The following is a 5113-nucleotide window of genomic DNA, read 5'->3' on the forward strand; positions in this document are numbered from 1 at the left end:
CAACGATGCTCCATCGAAAGCAAAACTGCGTCGTGTAATTTATCGAATTCGCTCATATCTATTTGACGATAGGCAGGTGGGCTTCTGGCGATTCATTCGGCACCGGATTGCCATTGATATCGAGACGTTGACCGCTCGGATCATTGACATGCGCGTGAGGTGGCTCAGCGCCTGGGTGAGAAAGTAGAGGAAAAAAGGGGTCAGAGCCTTTTTCCGAAGATTCGACCGCAAAGGTGACCTAGAAAGTGTTCTGACCCCTTTTCGCCTATAGAACCTGGAACCGTTATCTTTCTACCGTAAACCCGACCAAGCATCGGGGGCCTTTGAGAGCTTGATAGTCGGATGCATCTTCGCCACCAATGATGGATCGATCGGGCCGTCGACTTTCTTGCTCGCTATATCCACAACCATCAGGCCATCAGGATCACCGCGAAAGGTAGATTGGCGGCTAGCGACAATAACTTTGTCATCCCACCCAATCGACTGTACGGTGCCATCCAAAACACCACCACCTGACGGTTCCTGATGATTTGGTTCGAGGTAAAACACTGTCGACCCATTATCGTTGCGACAAAGCGAATAGCCAGAATCACCTATCTCTCGGCATCCTGAGTTAAAAAGATCGGTGTCGCACCCAGATAGCGCGACCATCAACACGGCAGAGAGAATCAGTAGTCTTTTCATTGGTCGTTCGCAGTGACGTGGATGGTTTGGCTCATGTTGCCCATTGGTCCGAACGTAGAGCGGTCCCAATCCGGCCCTAGGCCATAGGCAAATGACTGGAAGCTCGACGTATTGTTAATTACCACGTCCAGAGAAAAGGGGTCAGACTACTTTTTCCGGCATGTAGTAGGGAAAAAGGGGTCAGAGCCCTTTTTAATCGATGATTGCTAATTTGGTCAGCCGGAAAAGGGCTTTGACCCCTTTTCCCGCTGCTTTGCTATTTCGCGCCTTTAAAGCAACATCTCATCGCGGGTTAACGTGTGCTCACTAAACGCCCTCGATTTGAGGTGACTCAATACCTCTTGGGCTGAATTGCGCTCCAAAGTTTGAAGATCAAGCGCTTGTCTTTCCAATTCCCGCTGAACAATCTCATGCCGCAATATCAGACTCTCGGAGTCAACCGTTCCTGGTTGGATGTCGAGCTGACGAATAGCCGCTTGATCAGCCGCTTCATATGTGCGCCGAGCCGCCCACGCTGCTTCTTGCGCGTTTGAGCTAAGTAAGCAACGAATCGTATATGCAAGCGATGCAAGTGCGTGGTCAGCGTATACGTGCAGGGGAGCCCACTCATCTTGCTCTTCTGGAAGAAGCTCCATCACTTCATCCAGCGATGAAGCACAATTAATTGGAACGACGTTTAAGGCAAGTGCACGCCAAGTTTCGTCAACAATGCCATGCATCTTATATAAGGCATCTGGCGAGTAACGCTCCGCAAACTCATCCCAAGCGTTCATCTGGCGCGTAGCACAACATAAAGAGAACATCACCCTGAATGGTGGCGGCATGCGTGCGAGTCGAGCTACTAGTGCCACTTCGTCAAACTTGAAAATATTCGTCACTGTTTTGGCCACTGTGCAGTGCTTGGACTTGTAAGAACCCCACCGGATTGCTGGATTGTAGCAGCGCAATCCGCACAGAATGGCCGCGAGGCTGATATCTGCATTGGTGTAAGGCCATTAGCAGATGCATTATCTAGAATAGTTCTCTCGGCGTGTTTTCCAGCAGAAAAGGGGTCAGCAGAAAAGGGGGCAGACTACTTTTTCCGGCATGCAGTGGGGGCGAGCGCCTATGGTGCAACTGAGTATCGCGAGGAATTCTGGCCATACCACCTTATTTGTGACCGGCGCATGCCTCGGCAACCTCGTATAGCCATCGATGGGCTCACTCAGCACGTCATCCAGCGAGGAAACAATCGACATGCATGCTTCCTACAGGAACAGGATTACCGATGCTACTTACAGCATCTTCTGGAAGCAGCGATACAACATCAGTGCGGTATTCATGCATACGTATTGATGACCAATCATGTACACCTTTTGATTACCCCGTCCGCCGCACCATCCTTATCCAAATGCATGCAGTCGCTTGGGCGGCGTTATGTTGCTTACTTCAATAGCACCTATCGCCGCACCGGCACGCTTTGGGAAGGCCGGTATAAATCGAGCGTTGTGGACAGCCAATCGTATCTATTGACCTGCTACCGATACATCGAGCTTAACCCCGTGCGTGCGGCCATGGTGGCCTGCCCTTCGGACTATCCATGGTCGAGCTATCACGCCAATGCGGCCGGCATCAGCGATTCGCTTGTACAGCCCCACTCTGAGTACATAGCCCTGGGTGCAACACCCGATGCCAGACAGGCTGTTTATAGAGATTTGTTCAAGCACGCCATTGGCGACGACATGCTTGATGAGATTCGCGCGCACGTGCAACAACAGCGCGCACTAGGCTCTCATCGATTTCAGGCCGCTATCGAGACGGAACTCGGACGTGCCGCTCGGGTTCGTCCTCATGGCCGGCCGAAAAAGTAGTCTGACCCCTTTTTCCGGAACGGCAGCGAAGGACGCCGGGTAGACGTCACCTTGATGGCAGAGCGAACTCCACAAGGTAAACCACGGTTCGTCTTGGGACGACGCTTCGCTCGGGAAGTTGCTGAGCTGACGGAGAAGCTTCGGAATATCTGATGCCGGGCCGTATGCATCCCGAAGCTCGGACCAAAAGGGGCTATCGAGATCGAGCATCCTCTCTCCGGGCTGATGCCCATTCATTTGATTGCAAGCTCATACCAATGGCGCAATTCCCTGAGCGATTCCGCCAACGCTGACGCGTCCTCTTGAAGCGCAACACTTCCGCTCGCCGACAGTTGTTCGACGCTCTCGGCCATCGCCACCAGATTTCCAAGCGTATCGCCTTGTAGCAATAAGCCAGGAAACTTCCTGTGGGGAAGTCGAAGAACCGCGCCATTTCCTTGGTCGGTGAAAATTTCGACTTCAATCGTCTCCATCGTCCTGTCCTCGGCAATCACGTACGTCGTTTTACCGGACATCCCCAACCGTCGTATTCAAGGCCAAATAACGTACCCATGCAGGACATAAAGCCCGACACCGAGAGGATGACGTGTTGCTGAATTGGCATGTTGATCATCACCAGCACGCGATACTCATTTTCGGTCTGTTCGAGACGCGCAACGCCGTACTGATGGTCATTGATGAATCCAATGACGGTTTCCGCTTTTTCTTTGGTGGGTGTGCGGAACACGAAGTCCACATCGCGGGCGACAGAAAAGTCATCACCATGCTGGTCTAGCGAGCGGAGAACATCGACGTCTGCCGCTGCCCCTGACATCAAACTTTCGACAACCGACATCCAATTGCCCCCAATTCAAAAAGCTGACTCACATAGATAGCTGCTTTTATTTATGCGCCAGCCACGCCTTGATGCCAAGAATCGCTAAGCCGACGATTGCAAAGGTCACGTACAGTGCATTGCGCAGCCAGAGAAGGCGGCGCACGTTCTTGTGAACTGGAAACATGTTGATCCCCGTGTCTCACAATTGAGGTCCGATACGTCATCATTCAAGCAATTTTGAAACCTGTTGGTGCGGATCATTCAAGAATCGCCTGGCAACTAAGTAGTGTTCCGTATCTTCCAATTTAACAAGCTCAATCCCTTGTGCTGTTATCTGATAAATCCATGCATTGGGATAGGCCATAAGCATTGGCGAATGTGTGGCAATCAAGAACTGCGACTGTTGCCCGACTAGATCGTGGAGGCGTCTTAGCATGGCCAATTGCCTGGAAGGTGATAGCGCCGCTTCTGGTTCGTCAAGAATGTAAAGTCCATTGCCATTAAAGCGATGCATCATTACAGCCAGAATCGACTCGCCGTGCGATTGTTCATGTAGCGAACGGCCACCGTATGAGTCAATGATGGGTGGGCCACCGGGTTCATCATCGAGATGTTCGATTTCCGAAGCTACATTAAACATGCTTTCTGCACGTAGAAAAAAGCCATCCCGCGCACGATTGGGCGGCTTCACCAACCTCAAATATTCATTCAACAATGAATGTGATGCGCGAGTTTGAAATCTAAAATTTTTGGTCCCGCCCTCAGGATTAAATCCCCAAGCTACGGCTATGGCTTCGAGCAAAGTCGACTTGCCACTACCGTTCTCGCCAACGAAAAAAGTGACGGCGGGATGCAGCTCCAATTCTTCAAGTTGTGAAACAACAGGAAGACAGAATGGATACTCATCGAAGGACGCAACCTTGTCTCTTCGAAGTTTCACTGATTTTAGATAAGGGCTAGTCATTTGATTCGAGAAAAGCGCAACTAGCTTAGACCTTTGGTATGTCTAAGCCCGGCGGAGTGAGCTCGGGATGAGCTTGATAGAGAGGAATCATAATTTCCAAATAGATATCCCCGAGTGCTTTACCAACCGCTCGTCGATATACGCGCAGTTCTTCCTCCCCGCACTTTTCCTGAACAAGAGCGACTGATAAGTCTAGCTGCTCGCTACATTTAATCATCACATCACTAATTTGCTTAGCAACGCTTTCGTTTTTTATCACTGAATAGCTCCCGTTCTTTAAAGGGGTTTACGTCAATCGGCCAGAATATAGGCAGCGGCTACCAAGGTGCCCAAAACGGCAGCTACCAATGCTGTCCTGGCTACTGCATTTTTGTCGGGTGGCGGAATAGCTGGACTTTCGTCAGGTTGTGGCAGCGGAACTCCCCCCGGTCCGCAGCCGTGTTCTTCAATATATTTATTCACGCAATTTTGGAATTTGAACCCCTGATCCATCCTCCCTCCGGGCAGGACGGTGCGATCGTCGGAGCAGGTTTCGAGTGCGTCCTCCTTAACTTTCTTGCATCTATCCGCCTCATTGTCACAAAGTCTGAGAAAAAGGGGTCAGAGCCCTTTTCCGAAGATTCAACCGCAAGGGTGACTTAGGAAAAGGGCTCTGACCCCTTTTTCTTAAAAAAGTAGTCTGACCCCTTTTTCTGAATACCCCAATTGAAAAGGCTGACCCACGTAGCGCCAGCCCCTTTTCTTAATGCGCCAGCATCGCCTTGATGCCGAGGGCCGCTAAGCCAATGACCATAAGCG

Annotated in this window: 8 protein-coding genes; 2 read left to right on the plus strand and 6 right to left on the minus strand. The window is 51.0% G+C overall.

What is annotated here, in order from left to right:
• On the plus strand, window positions 1-187 hold a 187-nt coding region (locus tag QQL64_RS12940), incomplete at its 5' end, for a hypothetical protein (RefSeq protein WP_284400323.1).
• Between the two features lie 104 nt (window positions 188-291).
• Here the strand turns inward: QQL64_RS12940 and QQL64_RS12945 are convergent.
• Window positions 292-684 (minus strand): hypothetical protein, encoded by a 393-nt coding sequence (locus tag QQL64_RS12945; RefSeq protein WP_284400326.1) that lies wholly within the window; start codon window positions 682-684, stop codon window positions 292-294.
• A gap of 269 nt (window positions 685-953) precedes the next feature.
• Entirely contained in the window at window positions 954-1574 is a 621-nt protein-coding gene (locus tag QQL64_RS12950) for a DUF416 family protein (RefSeq protein WP_284400328.1), read from the minus strand.
• Between the two features lie 276 nt (window positions 1575-1850).
• On the opposite strand from QQL64_RS12950, the gene QQL64_RS12955 reads away from it, so the two are divergent.
• A complete protein-coding gene (locus tag QQL64_RS12955; protein ID WP_284400331.1) occupies window positions 1851-2534 on the plus strand; it encodes a transposase in 684 nt (227 codons plus the stop codon).
• 233 nt (window positions 2535-2767) lie between these two features.
• Here QQL64_RS12955 and QQL64_RS12960 read toward each other — a convergent pair whose 3' ends face one another.
• The 4 genes from QQL64_RS12960 to QQL64_RS12975 form a co-directional block, all read right to left on the minus strand.
• Window positions 2768-3007: a DUF6959 family protein gene (locus QQL64_RS12960; RefSeq protein ID WP_284400333.1), complete on the minus strand. Its 240-nt coding sequence runs from the start codon at window positions 3005-3007 to the stop codon at window positions 2768-2770.
• Between the two features lie 17 nt (window positions 3008-3024).
• Complete coding sequence (locus tag QQL64_RS12965) at window positions 3025-3369, minus strand: ribonuclease E inhibitor RraB (RefSeq protein WP_284400335.1); 345 nt, start codon at window positions 3367-3369, stop codon at window positions 3025-3027.
• Between the two features lie 205 nt (window positions 3370-3574).
• Entirely contained in the window at window positions 3575-4315 is a 741-nt protein-coding gene (locus QQL64_RS12970) for an AAA family ATPase (protein WP_284400337.1), read from the minus strand.
• 291 nt (window positions 4316-4606) lie between these two features.
• Window positions 4607-4807 carry a hypothetical protein gene (locus tag QQL64_RS12975; protein WP_284400339.1) on the minus strand — a complete coding sequence of 67 codons (201 nt, stop codon included), beginning with the start codon at window positions 4805-4807 and terminating at the stop codon, window positions 4607-4609.
• Window positions 4808-5113 lie beyond the last annotated feature (306 nt).

The organism is Dyella lipolytica (assembly GCF_030160075.1).
In the GTDB taxonomy this organism is placed as follows: Bacteria; Pseudomonadota; Gammaproteobacteria; order Xanthomonadales; family Rhodanobacteraceae; genus Dyella_B; species Dyella_B lipolytica.